Source organism: Alteromonas sp. AWJ4_197, from assembly GCF_056160285.1.
Map to the genome: position 1 here is coordinate 41,254 of NZ_JBSWWW010000004.1, position 21,866 is coordinate 63,119.

Genomic DNA, 21,866 nt, shown 5'->3' on the forward strand with positions numbered 1-21,866 from the left:
TCGTATGTTAAGAAAAGCAGGTCTTATTGCTGCTGCGTTATCGGTAGCGCTGTCATCTACAGCCATGGCGGCAGTGTCTCAGGCAGAAGCCGATAAATTGGGTAACAGCCTGACACCACTGGGTGGTGAGGCTGCTGCCAATGCTGATGGCAGCATTCCGGCTTATACCGGCGGGATAACAGCCGCACCGGCCGGTTACTCTGCAGGTGACCATCATCCGGACCCTTATCCGGGTGATCAGGTATTGTTTGAGATCACAGGTCAAAATTATAAAGAGTATGCGGATTTTCTGTCTGACGGTCAGAAAAAGCTGTTCGAAACCTATCCGGATACATACCGTATGCCGGTTTATGAAAGCCGCCGCTCAGCGTCTAACCCTCAGTTTGTTTATGATGCGACCAAAGCAAACGCAACCCGTGCATCACTGATTGAATCCGGAAACGGTATCAAAGGTGCGGCAACGGGCATTCCGTTCCCTGTACCGCAAAATGGTCTGGAAGCAATCTGGAATCACATTCTGCGTTATCGCGGTCAGGCTGTTCAGCGTTTTGGCGGTCAGGCTGCTGTAACATCATCCGGTGATTACAATCTCATTGGTTTTGACGAGAAACTGCTGATCAAATATTCCAATGAAAATGCGAAGCCGGAAGAACTTGAAGAAGATAATATTCTGTTCTTCTTCAAACAGAAAATCACTGAGCCAGCCCGCCTTGCCGGCGATATTCTTCTGGTTAAGGAAACCGTAGACCAGGTGAAAGAGCCCCGTGAAGCGTGGAAGTATAATACGGGTCGTAAACGTCTGAACCGTGTTCCGCAAATTGCTTATGACACACCGGGAACCGAGGCCGATGGTCTGCGTACTACAGACGACTTCGATATGTACAATGGTTCTCCTGACCGTTACAACTGGGAGCTGAAAGGCAAAAAAGAAATGTACGTTGCCTACAACAACTACAAGTTGCACAGCGATCAGGTGAAGTATGAAGATATTCTGCAACCTAACCACATCAATCCGGATCTGACCCGCTGGGAAAAGCACCGTGTATGGGTGGTTGAGGCAACCTTAAAAGAGGGCTTGCGTCACATTTACCAGAAACGTGTTTTCTTCCTTGATGAAGACAGCTGGCAGATTCAGGAAGCAGACATGTACGACAAGAATGGTGAGTTGTACCGCGTCGCGATGACGTACGGTGTGAACTACTATGATGTGCCTACCCAATGGTCTACACTGGATGTGTATCATGATTTGAATTCCCGTCGTTACCTGGCAATTGGTCTGGATAACGAAGAAAAAATGTATGATTTCACTATCCAGCCACGTGAAGCCGAATTCACATCTCAGGCTCTCAGACGGGAAGGCCGTTAATTCTACAGAATCAAACGGTTGGCAGTGCCAACCGTTTTTGTATTGTTCTGCGCTATTAGGATAATAAGACTTATGAAAAGCATTCTGGCGGCGATTATCGCGTTGTCGGCACTGTTTTCTGTCCATGCTCAGGAAGCTTATCAGGCTCCGCTGGTAACGAAATCAGTACTGCTCGATATCGATACCGCAGACTACGTTGTTGTGGCCGGGGAAAGAGGCCATATTCTGACGTCATCAGACGGCGAAAACTTCGTTCAGCAGGCTGTACCTGTCACTGCTACCCTGACAGCGGTGGATATTGTTGGCGACGATGTATGGGTGGCCGGGCATGATGCAACCATATTGCATTCATCCGACCGTGGCACTACGTGGACGGTGCAAATGTCTGCCCCTGAGTTGGAAAAGCCCTTTCTCGATATACTTTTTTTTGATCATCAGCATGGTGTCGCTGCGGGGGCTTACGGTTTATTCTTCCGCACCCGTGATGGCGGTAAAACCTGGAACCGGGAGCTGCACGCTACGTTACTCAATCCCTACGATCAGGAATATCTTGATGAAGTAAAGCGGGATACACCGGAATACTACGAAGAGGAACTCCGCGCTATTTTGCCTCACCTGAATAAACTGGAGCAGGTCGGAGAAACCCTTTACCTTGTCGGTGAAGCAGGCCTGGTCGCCATGAGTGACAATATGGGAGAAACATGGACCCGTATGGATACCACCTATGAAGGGTCTTTTCTGGACGTTGCTGAGACAGCAGATGACACAATCGTCATCGCCGGCCTGCGGGGACACACCTTTGTCCGTCGCGGGGCAGGTGAGTGGGAAAACGTACCGACCTGCCTGGCAGGTTCGCTGAATAAGATTTTACCGGCCGGTGAGCGTGTACGCCTGTTCGGCAATAACGGGATAATGATTTCAGTACCGGCATCGCTGGAAACAAGAGAGTTCGATCCCTGGGGGCCAGCAGACAGTTGTGAGCCGGTTGACGGTCTCAGCCGCGAACAACTTAAGGACAAAGCCAGCATCGTCAGCGTTGCACGATTTAACGGTCATCTTATCGCTGTCACGGCGAATGGTATCAAACAACTGGATATGGATTAAAACACTGACATGGCAAGTTTTACCTCGCTTTTAGAAAGACTAATTTTCGGATACCGGAAAGTTGTAGTCGGGCTCTTTCTGCTGGCCACAGTGTATCTTGGCTATCAGGCGTCGATGATGCATCTGGACGCCGGTTTCGAAAAAAATGTGCCGCTTAATCATGAATACATGAAAACCTACATGGCTCACCGCAGTGATTTCGGTGGTGCTAACAGCGTACTGGTTTCTGTGTGTGATACCAGCGGGAATATTTATAACCAGCACTTTATGGACACATTGCAACAAGTCCATGATGCGTTGTTTTTTATCAACGGTGTGGACCGTTCGCTGGTTGTCAGCCTGTTTGCCCCGTCTACCCGTTTTACTGAAATTGTGGAAGGGGGTTTTTCCGGCGGGCCGGTTATCCCTGCGGATTTCGATTCATCACGGCCGGCAGCACTGGAGCAGGTCGCTACCAATGTGGAAAAGGCTAAAATTGTTGGCCGCCAGGTATCCAACGATTACAGTTGTGCCATGGTGACTGCGCAGTTACTTGATTTGGACCCGAAAACCGGCGCTCCGCTGGATATGCTCAAAGTCGCAGATGACCTGGAACAACAGGTCAGAGGCCAGTTTGAATCGGATAAGGTCAGCATCCATATCATCGGCTTTTCCAAAATGATTGGTGATGTGGCAAATGGCGCAAAAGACGTGGTGCTTTTCTTCGCCATAGCCCTTGCTATCACTGCTGTAATGGTTTACTTCTTCTCCCGCAGTATCATGATGACGCTGTTGCCCTTAGTTTGCTCTGTGGTAGCTGTTGTCTGGCAGTTGGGCTTACTGACTGTGCTGGGATTCGGTCTTGATCCTATGTCAATACTGGTGCCTTTCCTGGTATTTGCTATTGGTGTGAGTCACGGCGTGCAGATGATTAACGCTGTGGAGAAAAAGGTGGTTGCAGGCATGGGCGCGCAACATGCAGCCATGAGTGCATTCCGCGCTTTACTTGTACCCGGCGGTATTGCTCTGCTTTCCGATACAGTAGGTTTCATGACTTTACTGGTTATTGATATCGGCATTATCCGGGAACTGGCAATTACTGCCAGCATGGGGGTCGCCGTCATTATTCTGACCAACCTTATTTTGCTGCCGGTACTGATGAGCTTCCTGAATCTGGATGACAAATATGTTCAGCAGTTCAATAAAAAGGAACAACGGAACACTGCTTTCTGGAATGCGATTGCAGCCTGCACCCGTAGAAAACCGGCCATTATCATCATGGCTGTGACGACTGCCTTATTCATTTTCGGCTTGATACAATCTCAGCAAATGAAGATAGGTGACTTACATGCCGGTGCGCCGTCTTTACAGGAGAGTTCCCGCTATAACCAGGATACTTTCCTGATCACCGACAAATACTCGGTGACCGTTGATTATCTGTCGGTGGTAGTAGAAACCACGCCGGAAGCCTGCACATCGTACGGTGTTATGCGTGCAATGGACGACTTTCAGTGGAAGATGACTAACGTTAAAGGTGTGCAATCGGCTGTCTCGCTGGCGTCAGTGGCAAAAGGCGTCAATGCCGGTTACAACGAAGGCAATATCAAATGGCAGGTATTGCCCCGGAATCAGCAGACTCTGGCGCAGGATATTTCGCTGGTACCTACTTCGTCCGGTTTATTAAACGGAGACTGTTCGGTAATGCCGGTCATTTTGTTTATGGAAGATCACAAAGCTGAAACTATTTCTCACGTGGTTGATGCTGTGAAAGCATTCCGTAAAGAATATGAAACCGACGACATGAAGTTCAAACTGGCCTCCGGACCTGTAGGCGTAATGGCGGCGACTAATGAAGCCGTGGAAGCGGCTCAGGGCCCGATGATGGTATACGTGTTTGGTGCGGTTATTGTACTTTGCCTGATAAGCTTCCGTTCTGTCAGAGCGACTTTGTCTGTCGTACTGCCACTTTATGTGGTGTCGGTGCTGGCACAGGCACTGATGACTTTCCTGCAAATCGGGCTGACCGTGTCTACACTACCAGTAATCGCACTGGGTGTTGGCATTGGTGTGGATTATGGTATCTACATACTTTCTACCATGAGTCATAAACTCAAATCCGGTGAGACAGTGCAACAGGCTTATCTGGATGCACTGAAAGAGCGGGGAAGTGCAGTACTCTTCACGGGGATCACACTGGCAGTTGGTGTGAGCACCTGGGTGTTTTCCTCACTGAAATTCCAGATGGATATGGGTATTTTGCTGACATTTATGTTCCTTGTGAACATGCTGGGCGCGATTATTGTGCTGCCGGCACTGTCCAGATTCCTCTGGTTAAGTAAAAACGCCCCTGATGCATAAAATATTTTTGCATAAGTAACTACAAAAAAGGGCCGTTTGGCCCTTTTTTTTATGCGTTTTCTGCATAGTTATCTATGCTGTTAATAAAGCGTTAAAACTCCTCTTTCAATAAGGACGGAGATTAGCGAAAATAGGTAAGGATTCTGTGCACTTACGACTAATAAAGGTTAAACCATGACAGTCACCTCACAGCGGCAGTCGGTGCTGCTTGATAATGTTTTCTCACTCATCGAAAAGAAAGTCGATGCGCAGCAAAATGCGCTGGTTAAACAATTCGGCCAACATCTTTTCCAGACAATTTCTAATGATGACCTGGAAGATCGCAACGACAGCGACCTCTACGGGGCTACATTAAGTTTGTGGAACGAGTTTTCCTCGTTCGATCCGTCGTCACCGTATATCCGGGTTTTCAATCCTGAAATCGCCAAACATGGATGGCATTCAAGCCATACTATCGTTGAAATTATCGTGCGGGACATGCCGTTTCTGGTTGATTCCGTGCGCATGTCGCTGAACCGCCTGAATATTACTTCTCATCTCATGTTGCACAGCCCCATCTGGCTGAAACGTGGCGATAAAGGGCAGGTGGAAGCTTTTTACGAAAGTGGCAAGAAAACCAAAGCGGCAGTTAAAGAAACCGTGCTGCTGATTGAAATCGACAGACAGACCGCGAAAAAAGACATTGATAAACTTACCAAAGAACTTCGTTCAGTGGTTGATGAAGTCTCCCTTGCGGTTGAAGACTGGCAGTCAATGTCGGGCAAGCTGGCAACCGTTATTAAAGATGCTGACAAACACAACTGGCCGGTAGATGCCGATAAGAAAGCCCAGACTCTGCAGTTTTTAAGCTGGCTGGCTGATCATAATTTCACCATGATGGGCTACCGTTATTACGACGCCCGTGCCATTGAAGGTGATTACCGCTGGATCCCTGATAATGACAGCAGCCTGGGGCTGATGAAAAAGTCTGTCAGCGATCGTGAGCGTCTGATTTCTAATTTACCGTCGTCTGCGCGGGCTGAAGCCTTGAGTCAGAATCCGCTGATGCTGACTAAAACCAATTCACGCTCACGGGTACATCGTCCTGCCTATATGGATTATGTGGGTGTGAAGGTTTTTAACAGCGATGGTGCTGTTGTCGGTGAACACCGTTTCCTCGGTCTGTTCAGTGCTTCTTTCTATAACTCAAGTGCCACTGAAGTGCCGGTGCTGGCGTCAAAAATTAAAGAAATCTGTACGTTATCCGGCTATGAGCCGGGTACCCACGCATACAAAGCGTTCGTGAACATTATTGAAACTTATCCACGGGATGAGTTGTTGCAAACACCTGCTGCGGAAATGGCCCAAATCATTATGGGTATCTTCCAGATGCAGGAGCGGGGCATTACCCGGTTGTTCGTTCGCAAGGATGTATTTGGCCGCTTTATTTCCTGTATGGTGTTTGTGCCCAGAGAGCGCTACAACACCCAGTTGCGTAAAGATACCCAGAACTTGCTGCAGCGCTCATTTGGCACTGACGAAGAAATCGAATTTACGACGTTCTTCTCTGAATCTGTGTACGCCAGAACGCACTATATCGCCCGCGTCAAAAACAACAATGTGGAATACGATGTGAAGGAAATCGAGCAAAACATCATTGAGCTCACCAAAACCTGGAATGACCGTCTGGCATCTGCCATAAGGGCAGCCCATGGTGAAGCATCAGGTAAAGCACTGGAACGCAAGTATACCAATGCTTTTTCCCGCAGTTATATGGAACAGAACCTGCCCAGCGCTGCCCTGATTGATATGGAAAAACTCGAATTACTGAGTGATGACCATACACTGGATATGTTGTTTTACCGTCCGCAGGAAGAAAGTGCTGACAGTCAGGTTGTGAAACTGAAACTGTTCCACCGAGCAGAGCCTATTCACCTGTCTGACGTGTTACCTATGCTGGAAAATTTCGGCTTGCGCGTTATCGATGAAAGTCCGTACAAAGTCAATTGCGCCGATTCGTCGCTGAACTGGGTAATGGACTTCACCATGCTTCATAAGTCCGGTAAAGACCTGGACATGGAGCAGGCGCAGGCGTTGTTTCAGGATGCGTTTGCCAAGGTGTGGGCAAACACACTGGAAGATGATGCCTTTAACCGCCTGATCCTGGGTGCCGGCATGACCGGTCGTAAAGTGACCATTCTCCGTGCCTACGCAAAATATATGCGTCAGACAGGCAGCTCTTTCAGCCGCGATTACATTGCCAATACGCTGTCTGCCTATCCTGACATTGCTAAGAAACTGGTGGAGTTTTTTGACATACGTTTCGACCCGTTTAAAAAGCGCAGTAAGAAAAAAGAAGAAGCGCTGCTTGATTCAATCAAAGTAGCGCTGGATAACGTCAGCAACCTGGACGACGACCGGATCATCCGTCGTTATCTGGATATGATGCTGGCGACACTCCGCACTAACTTCTACCAGAGCGACGATGCCGGCAACGAAAAGCCGTATGTATCGTTCAAGCTGATGCCGGAAATGATTCCGGAAATGCCGCTGCCACTGCCTAAATTTGAAATCTTTGTGTACAGTCCCCGTGTGGAAGGTGTGCATTTACGGGGCGGCAAAGTGGCGCGGGGTGGTCTGCGTTGGTCTGACCGTCAGGAAGATTTCCGTACTGAGATCCTTGGTTTGGTGAAGGCCCAGCAAGTTAAAAATACCGTTATTGTGCCTGTGGGCGCAAAAGGTGGTTTTGTCTGCAAAAAACTGCCAACAACAGGCGGAAGAGCGGCATTCCAGGCAGAAGGTCAGGCGTGCTACCGTACTTTTATCCGCAGCCTGCTGGACATCACAGATAACATTGTAAACGGCGAAGTTGTGCCACCAAAAGATGTGGTACGCCTCGACGAAGACGACCCGTATCTGGTTGTTGCCGCTGATAAAGGCACGGCCACGTTCTCAGATATCGCAAACGGCATTTCTGAAGAATATAACTTCTGGCTGGGTGACGCTTTTGCTTCCGGCGGCAGTGTGGGCTACGACCATAAGAAAATGGGGATTACGGCCCGTGGTGCATGGGAATCGGTTAAACGCCATTTCCGTGAAGTGGGTATCGATTGTCAGACGACAGATTTTACTGCGGTGGGTGTAGGTGACATGGCCGGTGATGTATTCGGTAACGGTATGTTGCTGTCAAAACACACCCGGTTAATTGCTGCGTTTAACCACCTGCACATTTTCTTCGATCCTGATCCGGATGCAGCTTCCACCTGGGAAGAGCGTAAGCGCCTGTTTGAAAACCCGGGATTAAGCTGGGAAGACTATGACAGTAAGCTGATTTCGAAAGGCGGTGGTATCTTCAGCCGTGCGAGTAAGTCCATAAAGCTTACACCGGAAATGAAAAAATGGCTGGGCACCCGTCAGGTCACGATGACGCCGAACGAGCTTATTCATAATATCCTCAAAATGTCCGTCGATTTGATCTGGAACGGTGGTATCGGTACTTATATTAAGAGTACTAAAGAGTCTCATGCTGAAGTGGGCGACCGTGCCAATGATGATTTACGTGTAAACGGTAAAGACGTTAAGGCGAAAATTGTAGGCGAGGGCGGTAACCTGGGTTTGACGCAGCTTGGCCGTGTGGAATATGCCGCAAACGGCGGCCGCGTGAATACCGACTTTATTGATAACGTTGGCGGTGTGGACTGCTCAGACAATGAAGTTAACATTAAAATTTTGCTTAACAGTCTGGTGAGTAATGGTGATTTAACCGTTAAACAGCGAAACAAACTGCTTTACGACATGACCGATGATGTGGCCAAAATCGTGCTGGAAGATTGCTATCGTCAGACCCAGTCGATTTCCATTACAGAACGGGCAGGCGTGTCGCAACTTAAAGAGCAGCTGCGGTTCATCCATGGTCTGGAGCGTGATGGACGTCTTAACCGCGAACTGGAATTTATTCCTACCGATGATGAAATTTCAGACCGCGTGGCGAAAGACCGGGGACTTACCCGTCCGGAACTGAGTGTGCTGATTGCTTACGGCAAAATGGTACTCAAAGACGCGTTTAATATTCCGGAGATCACGGAGAATCCGTATCATGGTAAACTGCTGGTCAATGCTTTCCCGCCGGTACTGCGTGACAAGTATCCTGAGCAGATGGAGCAGCATCCGCTACGTGGCGAAATTATCGCGACTAAGTTGACCAATAACATTGTCAACGATATGGGCCTGAATTTCGTGTTCCGTATGCAGGAAGAGACCGGTGCAACGGTGGATGAAATTGCTGATGCTTACGCGGTGGTGAAAGGTATTTTCAATATCGATCCGCTCTGGCGCAAAGTTGAAGCGCTGGACAATGTCATCGACGCTGATCTGCAACTGAGAATTCTGGAGAGTGCCCGTCGTATTATGCGCCGCACTGCGCGCTGGTATATCCGTCACGGCAATAAATCTCTGGGTATTCATTCTGCGATTGAAGCTTACCGCGGTACCTTTGATAACCTTGCCAGTAACATGCAAAATTATCTGGTCGCTGATGAATATGCTTCCTTGCAGAAAGAGGCGGCGAAACTGGTTGATAAAGGTGTACCGGAAGATATTGCCACACAAGTGTCCAGTTTCTCGAATCTGTTCTCCAGTCTCGACCTGGCGCAAATTGATGAAACAGACAGCCATGATACGTCTGTCATTGCCAAGCTGTACTTCCAGTTGGGCGCGAAACTTGAACTGCACTGGTTCCTGGCGCAAATTACCAACCAGAACGTCAGTAACCACTGGCAGGCCCTGGCAAGAGCATCCTACCGTGAAGAGCTTGACTGGCAACAGCGCTCCATTACGCTGAACTTGTTACAGTCGCGTCCTGACAGCAAAGATGCCGACGAAATTCTGCAAAGCTGGATGGACAATAATCAGGCTCTGCTGAAACGCTGGTATCACATGATGTCAGAGTTCAAAACAAGCTCTACACATGAATTTGCGAAATTTTCTGTGGCTTTACGTGAATTGATGCTTTTAAGCGCCAAGTCTAGCCATTAGAATACGCCTATTCAGAAACGACGAAGCCCTGTTTTGACAGGGCTTTTTCTTAGAGAAAGACCATGCAATCCATCGCCCAGAAAATTTTGCTCCAGTGCGAGCCCGAAAAAAGCCACGATTTTGCCATCAAGTGGCTGCACAGAACCCAGCATACGCCGCTGAAATTACTGTACAGTAATGAAACTATCAGTAAGCCGGTAAAAGTTGCCGGGATCACATTTCCAAATGCGGTAGGTCTGGCTGCCGGTCTGGATAAAAACGGCGAATGTATTGATGCCTTTGGCAGCATGGGCTTCGGATTCGTAGAAGTCGGTACAGTAACCCCCCGTCCCCAACCGGGTAACCCCAAGCCCCGTATTTTCCGTCTGCCTGAAAAGCACGCTATCATTAACCGCATGGGTTTTAATAACCACGGTGTGGATCATCTGGTCAGTCAGGTAAAAGCGTCCCGTTTCGAAGGGCCGGTGGGAATTAACATCGGTAAAAACAAAGATACCGAAGAAGCTAATGCCATTGATGATTACCTCATTTGTCTGAACAAAGTGTATCCTTACGCCAGCTACGTGACAGTGAATATTTCATCTCCCAATACGCCTGGACTGCGTAATCTTCAGTATGGCGAAGCACTGGATAAACTGCTTAACGGTCTGAAAGATGCACAGGAAAAGCTGTGTCAGTCACATGGTAAATATGTGCCCCTGTTCATCAAAATCGCGCCGGATCTGGCGGATAATGAAATCGAAAGCATCGCCCGTTCACTGATCAACAGTAAAATGGACGGAGTGATTGCTACAAATACCACGCTAAGCCGTGACAGTGTTCAGGGACTGAAACACGCTGATGAAGCCGGCGGTTTAAGTGGCGATGTTCTGACGGAAATGAGTCTGGATGTGACACGCAAATTGTCTGCTGCACTGGACCGCGCAATTCCTATCATCGGCGTGGGCGGTATTCATGACGCGCAGACTGCAAAAGACCGGCTCGCCGCCGGCGCTTCGCTGGTACAGGTTTATTCGGCGTTTATCTATCAGGGGCCGTCACTAGTGAAAAACATCGTAAAGGCGCTGTAAAAGCCCTTTTACTTCGATTATTTTTAATCACTGCGCGGGTGCAGAACGTGTGCAGTTTCTATGAGTGTTATGAATCAAATTATTGTTACAACCAGCCGTGGTCTGGATGAGCTGTTAAAAGCTGAAATTGAAGCGCTTTGTCCTGATACTGCTTGTCGCTTATCGCCCGGCACAGTAACGTTTACCGGCACCCTTGAACAGGCCTATACCGTTTGTTTATGGTCCAGGCTGGCGAACCGTGTTATCTGGGTGCTGGCCGAAGGAAAGTGTGACTCAGCAGAATCTTTATACGATACCGCTTCATCCGTTGACTGGCAGCAACACCTGCGGGCCAGTGACACGTTGAGTGTACAGTTCAACGGCACCAACCATGCCATTAAAAATTCTCAGTTTGGTGCTGTGCGAATAAAAGACGCTATTGTTGATCAGTTTATGGAAGAGTTAGATCAACGGCCGTCTGTAGAAAAGAAATTTTCAGATTTTCCTATCTGGGCCCGCGTACACCGGGACAATGTGGTCATCGGTCTGGATATGTCCGGAAACAGTCTTCACCAGAGAGCTTACCGTTCGAAAACCGGTGAAGCACCGTTAAAAGAACACGTGGCATGCGCGATGCTGATCCGCTCAGGCTGGACAGCAAACACAGATAAACCGCTCACGGATCTGTTCTGTGGTTCGGGCACCATCGCTATTGAAGCCGCGTACATTGCCAGAAATATTGCTCCCGGCATCAAACGCAGTTACTGGGGCTTCAGTCGCTGGTTGCAACATAACCAGCCTCTGTGGGACAAGATTAACGATGATGCTCTGGCAGCACAAAAGCCCTGTGATATTCGTATTACTGCTACAGATATTGACCGTAAGCTCATCAATATTGCACGGACGAATGCCGATCAGGCCGGTGTATTTAAAGACATTCATTTTGATAGCTGCGATGCGCTGAAAGCGGAACCTCAGGTTAAAGAAGCCGGTTATCTGGTGAGTAACCCGCCTTATGGCGAACGGCTCGGCGAACTTACAGACCTTATCCCGACCTTTTCAGAACTGGGTAAGCAGTTGAAAGCGGCCTGGTCAGGCTGGCATGTATCCCTGCTCAGCAGCAACCGCGATTTATTGCGAATGATGAAACTGCGCTCGTCAAAAGACTACGGCATGAATAACGGTAAGCTGGAATGCCGGCTGGTTAATTATGTTATGGACGAAGACAACTGCCGGCAATTTGGCTCAGACGGAGTGAATCACGAATTTGCTAACCGGCTGAAAAAGAATCTTAAAAAGCTGAAAAGTTGGGTAAAGCAACAGGACACCAACTGTTACCGTATTTATGACGCCGATTTGCCTGATTACAATGTGGCTATTGATGTGTATGGTGACTGGCTTGTTGTGCAGGAATATGCGCCACCGAAAACCATTTCTGAAGACAAAGCACGTCGCCGCTTACAGGAAGTGCTGTTGCATTTGCCGGCAGTAACCGGCACAAACCCGAAGCAAATTGCGTTAAAAGTGCGCAGTCAGCAGAAGGGTAAAAACCAGTACGAAAAAATGGATCAGAAAGGTGATCGGCTGACTGTTTATGAAAACGGTGCGAAACTGCTGGTTAACCTGACAGATTATCTTGATACAGGATTATTTCTGGATCACCGTGACACCCGTAAACTGGTGTCACAACGGGTGAAAAATAAAGATGTGCTGAACCTGTTTTCATATACTGGCAGTGTTTCTGTGCATGCTGCTTTGGGTGGTGCCCGTTCTGTGACTACTGTCGATATGTCGAAAACCTATCTGGACTGGGCGAAAGACAACATGACACTGAATAAAGTGAAAGGCGCCAATGCCTTTATTCAGGCTGATTGTACGACGTGGCTCAAAACACACCCCGGCAAATACGATTTTATTTTTATCGATCCGCCGTCGTTTTCAAATTCAAAACGTATGCAGGATACCTTTGATGTTCAGCGCGACCACGTTGCTTTGCTGAAAGATGCGTTCCGTTGTTTGAATGATGGCGGTGAAGTGGTGTTTTCGAATAACCGCCGGGGCTTCAAACTTGATACTGATGCGTTAGCCGGAGCCGGATATAAAGACATAGAAGATATTTCCGCAAAGACTATTCCGGAAGATTTCGCCCGTCATGCAAATATTCATCAATGCTGGACGTTGAAGAAGTGAAATTAGCGTTTTATACAGGACCGGGTTGTCATTTATGTGATCTTGCCAGTGACGTGCTGGCACAAACTCACCAGGCGCCTTTGCTGGACATTACAAAATGTAACATCCGCGACGACGCAAACCTGTATCATCTGTATGCAGTCCGTATTCCTGTGATCAAACGCATGGATACCGGTGCCGAACTTGGCTGGCCTTTTGACGTAGAACAGGCAGAATCCTTTTTATCATGAGTGTAATTCAGTTAAAAAACATCACCGTTATCTACGGTAATCCGCCATTACTGGATGGCGTTGAATTAGTGGTTCAACCCGGAGAACGGGTGTGCCTGGTCGGACGAAATGGCAGTGGAAAATCCACGCTTATGAAAGTGCTGGCCGGAGACATTATCGCTGACGACGGGCAGCGTATTATCGACAGTAAAACCATTGTTGCGAGACTCGAACAGGATCCTCCGCAAACTGTTGATATCTCACTGTTTGACTATGTGGCCGAAGGGCTTGCCGATGTGGGCGATATTCTTAAGCAGTATTTTCATCAGACCCGTAAGGTGTCGGATGATCCTTCCGAAGCTAACTTGAATAAACTGCAACACCTGCAGGAAGCGCTCGAAAGCCGTGATGCCTGGCAATTCGAGCAGCAAATAGAACAAACCCTTACCATGCTGAAACTGGATGCGGACATGTCTTTGTCCACGCTGTCCGGTGGCTGGAGAAGAAAAGCGGCACTGGCCAGAGCGCTGGTGCGTCAGCCCGACTTATTACTTCTTGATGAGCCGACTAATCACCTTGATATTGAAATGATTCGCTGGCTGGAACAAAGCTTAACGGCGTTCCGCGGTGCAATCGTTTTTATCAGCCACGATCGTGCATTCATTCGCAACATGGCAACCCGTATTGTGGATCTCGACCGCGGTTCGCTGACCAGTTACCCCGGTAACTATGCCACCTACCTGGAAAAGAAACAGCAGGATCTGGATATCGAGGCTGCTCAGAATGCAGAGTTTGATAAGAAACTCGCTCAGGAAGAAGTGTGGATCCGTCAGGGCATTAAAGCCCGCAGGACCCGTAATGAGGGCAGAGTAAGGGCACTTAAAAAGCTTCGTGAAACCCGTAAAGCCCGTCGCGAGACCCAGGGCAATGCCGTTGTAGCACAACATGCCGGTTCCCGCTCAGGTAAAATGGTGTTCGAGGTAACTGACGCCAGTTACAGCTACGGCGAGAAAGCCATTGTTAAACACCTTACCCTAAACCTGTTAAGGGGTGATAAATTAGCGCTCATCGGCCCGAACGGTAGTGGCAAATCTACTCTTATCAAGTTGTTGCTGGGTGAACTGGCTCCGCAATCCGGAAACGTCCGCCAGGGCGTTAATCTGGAAGTCGCGTATTTTGATCAGCATCGCCACGGCCTGGAACTTGAGAAGTCAGTCATTGACGCTGTCGGTGACGGAAAGCGTGATTTGATGGTAAATGGCCACCCCAGACATGTGATCAGTTATCTGCAGGACTATTTATTTACCCCGGAGCGGGTGAATGCCCCGGTAAAATCTCTGTCAGGTGGTGAGAAAAACCGTCTGATGCTGGCAAAGCTGATGCTGAAACCCAGTAACTTACTGGTGCTCGACGAACCGACCAACGACCTGGACGTTGAGACGCTGGAAATGCTGGAAACCCTGCTGAATGAATATGAAGGCACGGTATTACTTGTCAGCCACGACCGTGAGTTTGTGGATAACGTCGCTAACAGTTGCCTGGTGTTTGAAGGCGAAGGTGAGCTCAAAGAATTTATCGGCGGCTTCACAGATGTGGAGAGCTGGTATAAGCAAAATGCAGCACAGAAAACTGCAGAGGCAAAGGTAAAAGATGAAACTAAACCGGTTTCTGACAGTCCTAAGCCAAAGTCTTCAGTACGCAAGACGAAAAAGTTATCATATAAAGATCAACGTGAACTGGATTCTCTGCCTGCAGAGATAGAAACGCTGGAAACCGCGTTAGCAGAATTACAGGAACAAGTGAATGATCCTGAGTTTTTTAAACAAACTGCCGACAGCACAGCCGCAACTCTGGCCACGTTATCAGAAACAGAAGAAACCCTATCCCGGAAATATGCGCGCTGGGATGAACTGGAAAGCATGCTGGAAGACACTCAGCAGTAATTAGGATTATAAATGAAATTAACACAGCTTGCCGCTGCCATGGCAATGACCACTGCGTCAGCTTCTGCCCTGGCCGCCACCTATACAGTCACACCTGTACCAGTCAGGGATATCAGTATTAACAATTTTGCCCAGTCTATCGACGAGTCCGGCTTCACGGTGACGATGACATCAGCAGAATTTAATCCACCCATCGACCTCGATTTTCTGGAAGAATCCGGATTTATCGACAACAATGCATCGACTTTCGAAAGTGAAGACGACGTCAGACAGGGCATTTTCTCAGATGTGGATTACACCACGATTGTTACCGGTTTACTGTCTCACAGCACGACTGCCCGGAATGCTTTTGTTTACCAGCACCTGACGCCTTACCGCTCGTATATCACAGATACGACAGATGCCGATCTCATCCCCGGTCTGGATGCGTGGTCGGAACTGTTTGATGATTACGCCCATGCGGTTACAACCTATGCACGTGACAGTCTGAACGGTGATTATGTTACCGGCTCAACTGAAGGCCCGTATTACGAGCTGGATTATGAAGATGAAGACGGCAACGATACCACTTATGTACTTAACGACATCAAGTCTACGGCCTTTGTCAGTGTAAACGGTGAAACCAAACTGCTGGCTTCTGAAGATGATACGTTAAACGGCCTCAGTCAGGCGTTTGCCATTAACAACAATCTTCAGGTTGTGGGCAACAGCATGGTTGACCACATTGAAGGCATTGATGACGCCATTGAAGCCTGTGAAGAAGAAGAAACCCGTGGTGACATTCCTGTGGAATATTGCTACCGCAGTATCCGTGTAGACGCATCTTCAGATACATCTACCTACGGCTTCCGTTTACCGGCCGTGGGCGACCGTTCAACGCCGGGTGTGCACATCCGTGCCACTGTCTGGCAGTTAGATGCTAACGGCAACACGATTACTACAGATACGTATCCGCTTGTGTTTGAACCTGATGCCGATGATGAGTCTGCATACTGGTCGCTGGCGCAGGATATTAATGATCAGGGTATCGCTGTAGGTGCGTCATCTCTTGACGAAATTGCTTACATCCGCCGTCCTTCAGGTTATAGCTATGAGCGCCTGAATGTTGCAGTGAGTTATGCAGAAGGCGAAACAACCGAAATGTTACCCCGTGACGAAAATATCATGTCTGAAGCAGTTGCCATTAACAATGACAACTGGGTAACAGGTTACGTACTACGTGCCCCTAATGATACTGCCCGTAACCGTGTGTTCGTCTACAACCTGGACACAGGTGAAGCTCTTTATCCGGAAGGCTTCTTTACCAATGCCGGCGCAGAAGGTAAAGGCATCAACAATAACAACATTGTGGTTGGCTCGTCAGAATACGACTCCACTGTTGATACAAACCGTGAAACCCACGGCTTCATGTACGACATTGAAGCGAAAGAAATGACGGATCTGAACGATCTGTTACCTTGTGACAGTGTATACACCATTGTCGACGCCATTGGTATCAATGACAGCAATGAGATTATTGCAAATGCCCGCTACCGTACCGGTGAACGTTATGTAACGGGTGTGGAAGTGATTGACGATGAAGGCGAAACGCCCATCGACGATACCATTATTGCAGTGAAACTCACGCCGCTGGAAAACGGTGAAGTAGAGACCTGTGACATTCCTGAAGATGAAATTGACGATGTGGCTTACGAGCGTAAAGGTGCGGCAATTTCTCCATGGTGGCTGTTATTAACAGGCGGCTTACTCGCGTTCAGACGACGTAAACAGTAATGTGAAATGAGCACTGTTTAGCCGCTGCATAGCACGTAAACTGTGCTAAATATGTACAGCGAGCCTATCAAAAACCGCACCAATGTGCGGTTTTTTTGTACATATAGTTTGACGTTTTAAAAAACGTAATATTTATGACAAAAAAATGTAACATTAAATTAGACAAATTTTCATTAACTTACTATTTGTCAATACCAAAAAAAATTTAATTAAGTTGAACCAAGCCTGCCTCTGCACTATCACATATATGTGCGTGAAAAAACTTGAAGGCACCATCAACCCATACTGACAGGAGAGCCCGATAGTCAATCACGGCACAGTTAAATAATCAAAAGAGGCTTATCAATGAAACGACAAAAAAGAGATAAATTGACGCGTGCACACGCAAAAGGGTATCAAGCTGGTATCAGCGGTCGTTCAAAGGAGAACTGTCCATTTCAGGCTTTTGACGCCAGGTCACAATGGCTCGGAGGCTGGAGGGAAGCCGTTGAAGACAGACAATTAGGATTCAACGTGCGTTAAGCATCTCTTTCAGTATAGGTAAGCCCCGATTTAACGGGGCTTTTTTATACCTGAAAAAAATCAGAATTTAGACGTGTCCTGGAACAGACCGACTTTCAAATCTTTTGCGGTATAAATAACACGGCCGTCTACTTCAACCTGACCATCAGCCAGACCCATAAACAGTTTACGTTTAACTACACGCTTCATGTTGATGCGGTAGGTTACCTTTTTAGCCGTAGGCAGAATTTGACCGGTAAATTTCACTTCACCTACGCCAAGAGCACGACCTTTACCGGGGCCACCGCTCCAGCCAAGGAAGAAACCCACCAGCTGCCACATGGCATCCAGACCCAGACAGCCAGGCATTACAGGGTCACCCGGGAAGTGGCAGTCAAAGAACCACAGATCAGGCGTGATATCCAGTTCGGCAATGATTTCGCCTTTATCGTACTCACCGCCTTCTTCACTGATATGACTGATACGGTCCATCATCAGCATATTAGGAGCCGGTAATTGACTATTACCCGGCCCGAACATTTCACCGCGGCTACAGGCCAGCAAGTCTTCACGGTTAAAACTATTTTGTTTGTCGGACATGATATCCCTTTGTTGTTAGATTTTCAGCGTGGTAATTTAGCGAACACTTGTACGCTAAACAACTCTGAACAGTCATTTATTGTGAAAATTTACATGTTACACTGTGCACGTAACCACGAGATGACAACGGTATGACTGAAAAGAAAAAAGCCAACCCTTCCGCCAATGCTGAAAAACAGCGTCGTTTCCGCGAAAGACAAAAAGCAGCAGGAAAAAAAATGGTTCGTGGCTATGTCAGCCCCGAAGCCATGCAGTGCTATAAAGAAATCAGCGATAAAACCGGATGGAGTGACAGTGAAGTACTGTCCAATGCGTTACGCATAACCTATGCAGCCTACAAGTGTGGTCAAATCCGTCTTTTGAATCAGTGGCTTAAAGATCAGAAGCGCTAGCCCCGGATTTTAACCAGCGCCGGGAAGGACTCGCGGATGTCGTGTGCTTTCTGACGATCCGGGCTGACTCTCTGAGCACCTCTTCTCTTTCCCTGTAAGACCACAGCCGCTCTGCGGTTTGTTTATTGTGCTGTCTGATATCAATCACCGGCAGCATGTAATCCCGTTGTATATCAAAATCCAGCATCGCTGCTTCCAGCGGCGGAATATCTGCCGGATTATGACACAGCGCTGCCGGCAGATTTTTTATTTCCGCTACCCATTTTTTTATAAGCACAGCTTCAGGATCGAGCCTGGCCGACTGGGTTGCAGGATTATATAACCTGACGATGTGTATACCGGTAATACTGGCCTGCATCTGAATCTGCGGCAGATCCCGTCAGCTGGTCGTTGATATCGGTGATACTCTGACAGATGAAGCGCCAGTGTCTGTCACTCATGTGCGGATCCTGCATGAGTTCCGGCTCATAACAGAATACTAACAGCACCGGCAAACCGCTCCGGACGGCTTCTTTCAGGGGGGCATGATCGCGCAGACGCAAATCCCGTTTGAGCCATCCCACCGCAATATCGGGCTTCAGCTCAGCCATTTGTTGATAAATGTCCGGTCCGGATCATACATATTCGTCTGCTTTTCAAGGTCAAACTGGCGGTGACCACGGGGATCATGACCCACTCCTCCAAGGTAGAGCCAGTTACCCCAGTTACTGCCGGGGTCGTAATCTACCAGACATTGTTCAAACCAGGCCGCCCCGTATTGCCAGTTTTGTCCCAGCTCATGGACCAGACAACTGGCAACCAGTTGTCTGCCGCGGTTAGACATGAAACCGGTTTGCGTCAGTTGCCGCATGCAGGCATCAACAATCGGGTAGCCGGTTCTTCCATGTTGCCAACGGATTATTTTGTCCGCATCGTAGTGACAGGGACGTTTTTCATCCCGCAGTCCTGCTTGTAGATACCAGTCTTTGCCGGGCTTAAGCTGGGCAAAATGAAAAAACTCCCGCCACAATAATTCAAAATAAACCCAGTATGTGGACTCATTGGCTTCCACTTCATCTTCAAAACGCCTGAGCTCAAAATATACCCGGCGGGGAGACAAAGCGCCTGCCGCAAGCCATGGCGAGAAACGTGTACTGGCCGTTTCGTCATCCAGCGCATTTCTGGTTTCTTTATAACGCAGCACATGCCGTTGTTTGAATAAATACACATTCAGCCGTTCCAGCGCAGCATTTTCTCCGCCACGAAAAAGAGGAGGTGTTTTGCTTTTCTCATGTACAGCCGTCACAGATTGCACTTCGGTGGCGAAGGGCGGTGGGTATGATACCGGAGGATCTAATGGTAACTCCGGTATTGTGTTCCTCTCTGTTTGCTTGCGGAATTGTGTAAATTGCCCGGGCATTTCGTTAAGAGAAAAGGGGAGCGAAGACTGATTAAACAGGGATCCGGCATCTTTATACACCGTATTAATACCGTCACAAGCATCAACCACATGTTGCCAGTCCTGCAATTCGTAAAAACCCGGATTCACATGTGCGCCAAGCCAGCTTACATCGTATTTTTTTATCAGTTCTGCAATGATAACAGCCGGGTTACCTTCAAGGATAAGTAACCTCTGGCCAAGAGGTACCAGGGCATCATCCAGTTCATCCAGACATTCAGCGATAAACTGTTCCCTGATTGCGCCGGTGCGTTGTGTGCCGAAAGGTGTGGTTTCTGACAGCCGGCTATCTCTGACATACACCAGCAGCAACTCCGTGACGTTCTGACACATCTCTTCCAGTGCCGGCATATCGTCAAGCCGTAAATCCTGACGGAACCAGAAAATGCCCTTCACACGGGCCGGATAACTGCTTTTTGTATAGTGCGATGTTTTCATTACAAAACCTTAATTTTCACCCGTTTGTAATCAGATTTATTACAATGCCGTATCTATTGCATCATTCTGAATAAAAAGGATAACAACGTGCCGGTACCCGTCAGCATTATGTGGTTCCGCCAGGACTTGCGCGTGAAAGATAATCCCGCGCTTAACGCCGCCTGCGACCTTGGAAAAATTATCCCAGTATATATTGCAGATACGTCTGTACCGGAAAAACGACTTCCCGGTAGTGTAACTAAATGGTGGTTACATCAATCATTAAACTCCCTTAATGATCGTCTTAACGGTCATCTGCAGGTATTCAGCGGCGATCCGGCAGAACTCATTCCTGAACTCATGACACGGTTCGATGTGCAGCATATCTTCTGGAACCGGTTGTATGAGCCCTGGCATGTGGCCAGAGACAAAAAATTGAAGCAGGCTCTGAAAGATGACGGCATAACGGTGAAGAGTTTCAATGGTTCGTTGTTGTGGGAGCCCTGGGACATTGAGAATAAATCAGGATCACCCTATAAGGTATTTACGCCGTTTTACCGTAAAGGATGCTTACAGGCCGCTGAGCCACGTTTTCCCCAGGCGCCGGTAGCCAGAATCACTTACGCGGACGTGGACAATGCAGGCACGTTAATTGATGAACTCGGGTTGATGCCTGATATTCAGTGGTACGATGGCATTGAAAAAATGTGGACACCGGGAGAAGACGGTGCAGCCGACCGGCTTGCTACCTTCATAGACGAAGCCGCAGCGAATTATAAAACCGACCGGGATATTCCTGCAGTGCAGGGCACATCGTTGCTCAGCCCGCATCTTCATGCCGGAGAAATATCTCCTAATCAAATCTGGTATGCCATTAAGGATGCCTTTGGCAACAGTGATGATAAGAATATCGATATCTATCTGAGTGAACTGGGATGGCGGGAATTTGCCCATCACCTTATCTATCATTTTCCTGACTTCCCCGATAAGAACTTCAATGACAAGTTCGATAAATTTCCATGGCGCCGGAGCCAGAAAGATTTGCAAGCGTGGCAAAAGGGCCGCACGGGTATCCCTATTGTCGATGCAGGCATGCGGCAATTATGGCACACCGGCTATATGCACAACCGTGTACGGATGATAACCGGATCATTTCTGGTGAAGAACTTGCTTACCGACTGGCGTGAGGGAGAAGCCTGGTTCTGGGATTGTCTGGCTGATGCTGATGGTGCGAATAACACCGCCGGATGGCAGTGGGTGGCGGGGTCGGGTGCTGACGCCGCGCCCTATTTTCGGGTGTTTAACCCGGTGTTGCAGGGGGAGAAATTCGACAAGCAGGGCGAATACGTACGTACCTGGTGTCCCGAACTGAAAAAATTGCCCAACAAATATATTCATAAGCCCTGGGAGGCGGACAAGGCAACACTCAAACAGGCTGGTGTCGTGCTCGGAGAGCAATATCCTGAACCTCTGGTAGATTTAAAAGCGTCACGGCAACGGGCACTGGACGCCTTTAATGAAATTAAGGGGTAAC

16 protein-coding genes are annotated in these 21,866 nt (G+C 48.4%); 12 read left to right on the forward strand and 4 right to left on the reverse strand.

What is annotated here, in order from left to right:
• Positions 1-4: 4 nt before the first annotated feature.
• From ACXAGC_RS09440 to rmf, 10 genes are all read left to right on the forward strand, one after another.
• On the forward strand, positions 5-1,366 hold the full coding sequence (locus ACXAGC_RS09440) for a DUF1329 domain-containing protein (RefSeq protein WP_474844186.1): 1,362 nt from the start codon (positions 5-7) through the stop codon (positions 1,364-1,366).
• Between the two features lie 72 nt (positions 1,367-1,438).
• Positions 1,439-2,470 carry a WD40/YVTN/BNR-like repeat-containing protein gene (locus ACXAGC_RS09445; protein WP_474844187.1) on the forward strand — a complete coding sequence of 344 codons (1,032 nt, stop codon included), beginning with the start codon at positions 1,439-1,441 and terminating at the stop codon, positions 2,468-2,470.
• A gap of 9 nt (positions 2,471-2,479) precedes the next feature.
• Entirely contained in the window at positions 2,480-4,807 is a 2,328-nt protein-coding gene (locus ACXAGC_RS09450; protein ID WP_474844188.1) for an efflux RND transporter permease subunit, read from the forward strand.
• A gap of 174 nt (positions 4,808-4,981) precedes the next feature.
• Entirely contained in the window at positions 4,982-9,820 is a 4,839-nt protein-coding gene (locus tag ACXAGC_RS09455) for an NAD-glutamate dehydrogenase (protein WP_474844189.1), read from the forward strand.
• 62 nt (positions 9,821-9,882) lie between these two features.
• The gene (gene pyrD / locus ACXAGC_RS09460; protein WP_119501362.1) at positions 9,883-10,890 is read left to right on the forward strand and encodes a quinone-dependent dihydroorotate dehydrogenase; all 1,008 of its coding nucleotides are present in this window, start codon (positions 9,883-9,885) and stop codon (positions 10,888-10,890) included.
• Between the two features lie 69 nt (positions 10,891-10,959).
• Positions 10,960-13,059 carry a bifunctional 23S rRNA (guanine(2069)-N(7))-methyltransferase RlmK/23S rRNA (guanine(2445)-N(2))-methyltransferase RlmL gene (gene rlmKL, locus ACXAGC_RS09465; protein ID WP_474844190.1) on the forward strand — a complete coding sequence of 700 codons (2,100 nt, stop codon included), beginning with the start codon at positions 10,960-10,962 and terminating at the stop codon, positions 13,057-13,059.
• The gene (locus tag ACXAGC_RS09470; protein WP_119503391.1) at positions 13,056-13,289 is read left to right on the forward strand and encodes a glutaredoxin family protein; all 234 of its coding nucleotides are present in this window, start codon (positions 13,056-13,058) and stop codon (positions 13,287-13,289) included. The genes rlmKL and ACXAGC_RS09470 overlap by 4 nt, the downstream gene beginning before the upstream one ends.
• Complete coding sequence (uup, locus tag ACXAGC_RS09475; protein ID WP_474844191.1) at positions 13,286-15,211, forward strand: ATP-binding cassette ATPase Uup; 1,926 nt, start codon at positions 13,286-13,288, stop codon at positions 15,209-15,211. The genes ACXAGC_RS09470 and uup overlap by 4 nt, the downstream gene beginning before the upstream one ends.
• Positions 15,212-15,223: 12 nt before the next feature.
• Positions 15,224-16,984: a DUF3466 family protein gene (locus ACXAGC_RS09480; RefSeq protein WP_474844192.1), complete on the forward strand. Its 1,761-nt coding sequence runs from the start codon at positions 15,224-15,226 to the stop codon at positions 16,982-16,984.
• Positions 16,985-17,329: 345 nt separating this feature from the next.
• Positions 17,330-17,506, forward strand: coding sequence for a ribosome modulation factor (rmf, locus tag ACXAGC_RS09485; protein WP_070124638.1), 177 nt, complete (start codon positions 17,330-17,332; stop codon positions 17,504-17,506).
• A gap of 60 nt (positions 17,507-17,566) precedes the next feature.
• Here the strand turns inward: rmf and fabA are convergent, their stop codons facing one another.
• Complete coding sequence (gene fabA, locus ACXAGC_RS09490; protein WP_119501365.1) at positions 17,567-18,085, reverse strand: 3-hydroxyacyl-[acyl-carrier-protein] dehydratase FabA; 519 nt, start codon at positions 18,083-18,085, stop codon at positions 17,567-17,569.
• Positions 18,086-18,216: 131 nt separating this feature from the next.
• On the opposite strand from fabA, the gene ACXAGC_RS09495 reads away from it, so the two are divergent.
• Complete coding sequence (locus ACXAGC_RS09495; protein ID WP_119501366.1) at positions 18,217-18,477, forward strand: hypothetical protein; 261 nt, start codon at positions 18,217-18,219, stop codon at positions 18,475-18,477.
• Here the strand turns inward: ACXAGC_RS09495 and ACXAGC_RS09500 are convergent.
• The 3 genes from ACXAGC_RS09500 to ACXAGC_RS09510 are packed head-to-tail and all read right to left on the reverse strand — an operon-like array spanning position 18,458 to position 20,353.
• On the reverse strand, positions 18,458-18,835 hold the full coding sequence (locus tag ACXAGC_RS09500) for an FAD-binding domain-containing protein (protein WP_474844193.1): 378 nt from the start codon (positions 18,833-18,835) through the stop codon (positions 18,458-18,460). The two genes, ACXAGC_RS09495 and ACXAGC_RS09500, sit on opposite strands and share 20 nt — an antisense overlap.
• Positions 18,792-19,067, reverse strand: coding sequence for a deoxyribodipyrimidine photo-lyase (locus ACXAGC_RS09505; RefSeq protein ID WP_474844194.1), 276 nt, complete (start codon positions 19,065-19,067; stop codon positions 18,792-18,794). The genes ACXAGC_RS09500 and ACXAGC_RS09505 overlap by 44 nt, the downstream gene beginning before the upstream one ends.
• Entirely contained in the window at positions 19,055-20,353 is a 1,299-nt protein-coding gene (locus ACXAGC_RS09510) for a DASH family cryptochrome (protein WP_474844195.1), read from the reverse strand. Before ACXAGC_RS09510 ends, ACXAGC_RS09505 begins: the two co-directional genes overlap by 13 nt.
• 87 nt (positions 20,354-20,440) lie before the next feature.
• On the opposite strand from ACXAGC_RS09510, the gene ACXAGC_RS09515 reads away from it, so the two are divergent.
• Positions 20,441-21,865 carry a cryptochrome/photolyase family protein gene (locus tag ACXAGC_RS09515; protein ID WP_474844196.1) on the forward strand — a complete coding sequence of 475 codons (1,425 nt, stop codon included), beginning with the start codon at positions 20,441-20,443 and terminating at the stop codon, positions 21,863-21,865.
• Position 21,866 lies beyond the last annotated feature (1 nt).

Bases quoted from the DNA above. Each gene is read 5' to 3' on its own strand.
- ACXAGC_RS09450 (WP_474844188.1), top strand. From the start codon at position 2,480: ATGGCAAGTTTTACCTCGCTTTTAGAAAGACTAATTTTCGGATACCGG.
- rlmKL (WP_474844190.1), top strand. From the start codon at position 10,960: ATGAATCAAATTATTGTTACAACCAGCCGTGGTCTGGATGAGCTGTTA.
- ACXAGC_RS09455 (WP_474844189.1), top strand. From the start codon at position 4,982: ATGACAGTCACCTCACAGCGGCAGTCGGTGCTGCTTGATAATGTTTTC.
- ACXAGC_RS09500 (WP_474844193.1), bottom strand. From the start codon at position 18,835: ATGCAGGCCAGTATTACCGGTATACACATCGTCAGGTTATATAATCCT.
- pyrD (WP_119501362.1), top strand. From the start codon at position 9,883: ATGCAATCCATCGCCCAGAAAATTTTGCTCCAGTGCGAGCCCGAAAAA.
- ACXAGC_RS09510 (WP_474844195.1), bottom strand. From the start codon at position 20,353: ATGAAAACATCGCACTATACAAAAAGCAGTTATCCGGCCCGTGTGAAG.
- ACXAGC_RS09495 (WP_119501366.1), top strand. From the start codon at position 18,217: ATGACTGAAAAGAAAAAAGCCAACCCTTCCGCCAATGCTGAAAAACAG.
- uup (WP_474844191.1), top strand. From the start codon at position 13,286: ATGAGTGTAATTCAGTTAAAAAACATCACCGTTATCTACGGTAATCCG.
- ACXAGC_RS09505 (WP_474844194.1), bottom strand. From the start codon at position 19,067: ATGGCTGAGCTGAAGCCCGATATTGCGGTGGGATGGCTCAAACGGGAT.
- ACXAGC_RS09445 (WP_474844187.1), top strand. From the start codon at position 1,439: ATGAAAAGCATTCTGGCGGCGATTATCGCGTTGTCGGCACTGTTTTCT.
- ACXAGC_RS09480 (WP_474844192.1), top strand. From the start codon at position 15,224: ATGAAATTAACACAGCTTGCCGCTGCCATGGCAATGACCACTGCGTCA.
- rmf (WP_070124638.1), top strand. From the start codon at position 17,330: ATGAAACGACAAAAAAGAGATAAATTGACGCGTGCACACGCAAAAGGG.
- fabA (WP_119501365.1), bottom strand. From the start codon at position 18,085: ATGTCCGACAAACAAAATAGTTTTAACCGTGAAGACTTGCTGGCCTGT.
- ACXAGC_RS09440 (WP_474844186.1), top strand. From the start codon at position 5: ATGTTAAGAAAAGCAGGTCTTATTGCTGCTGCGTTATCGGTAGCGCTG.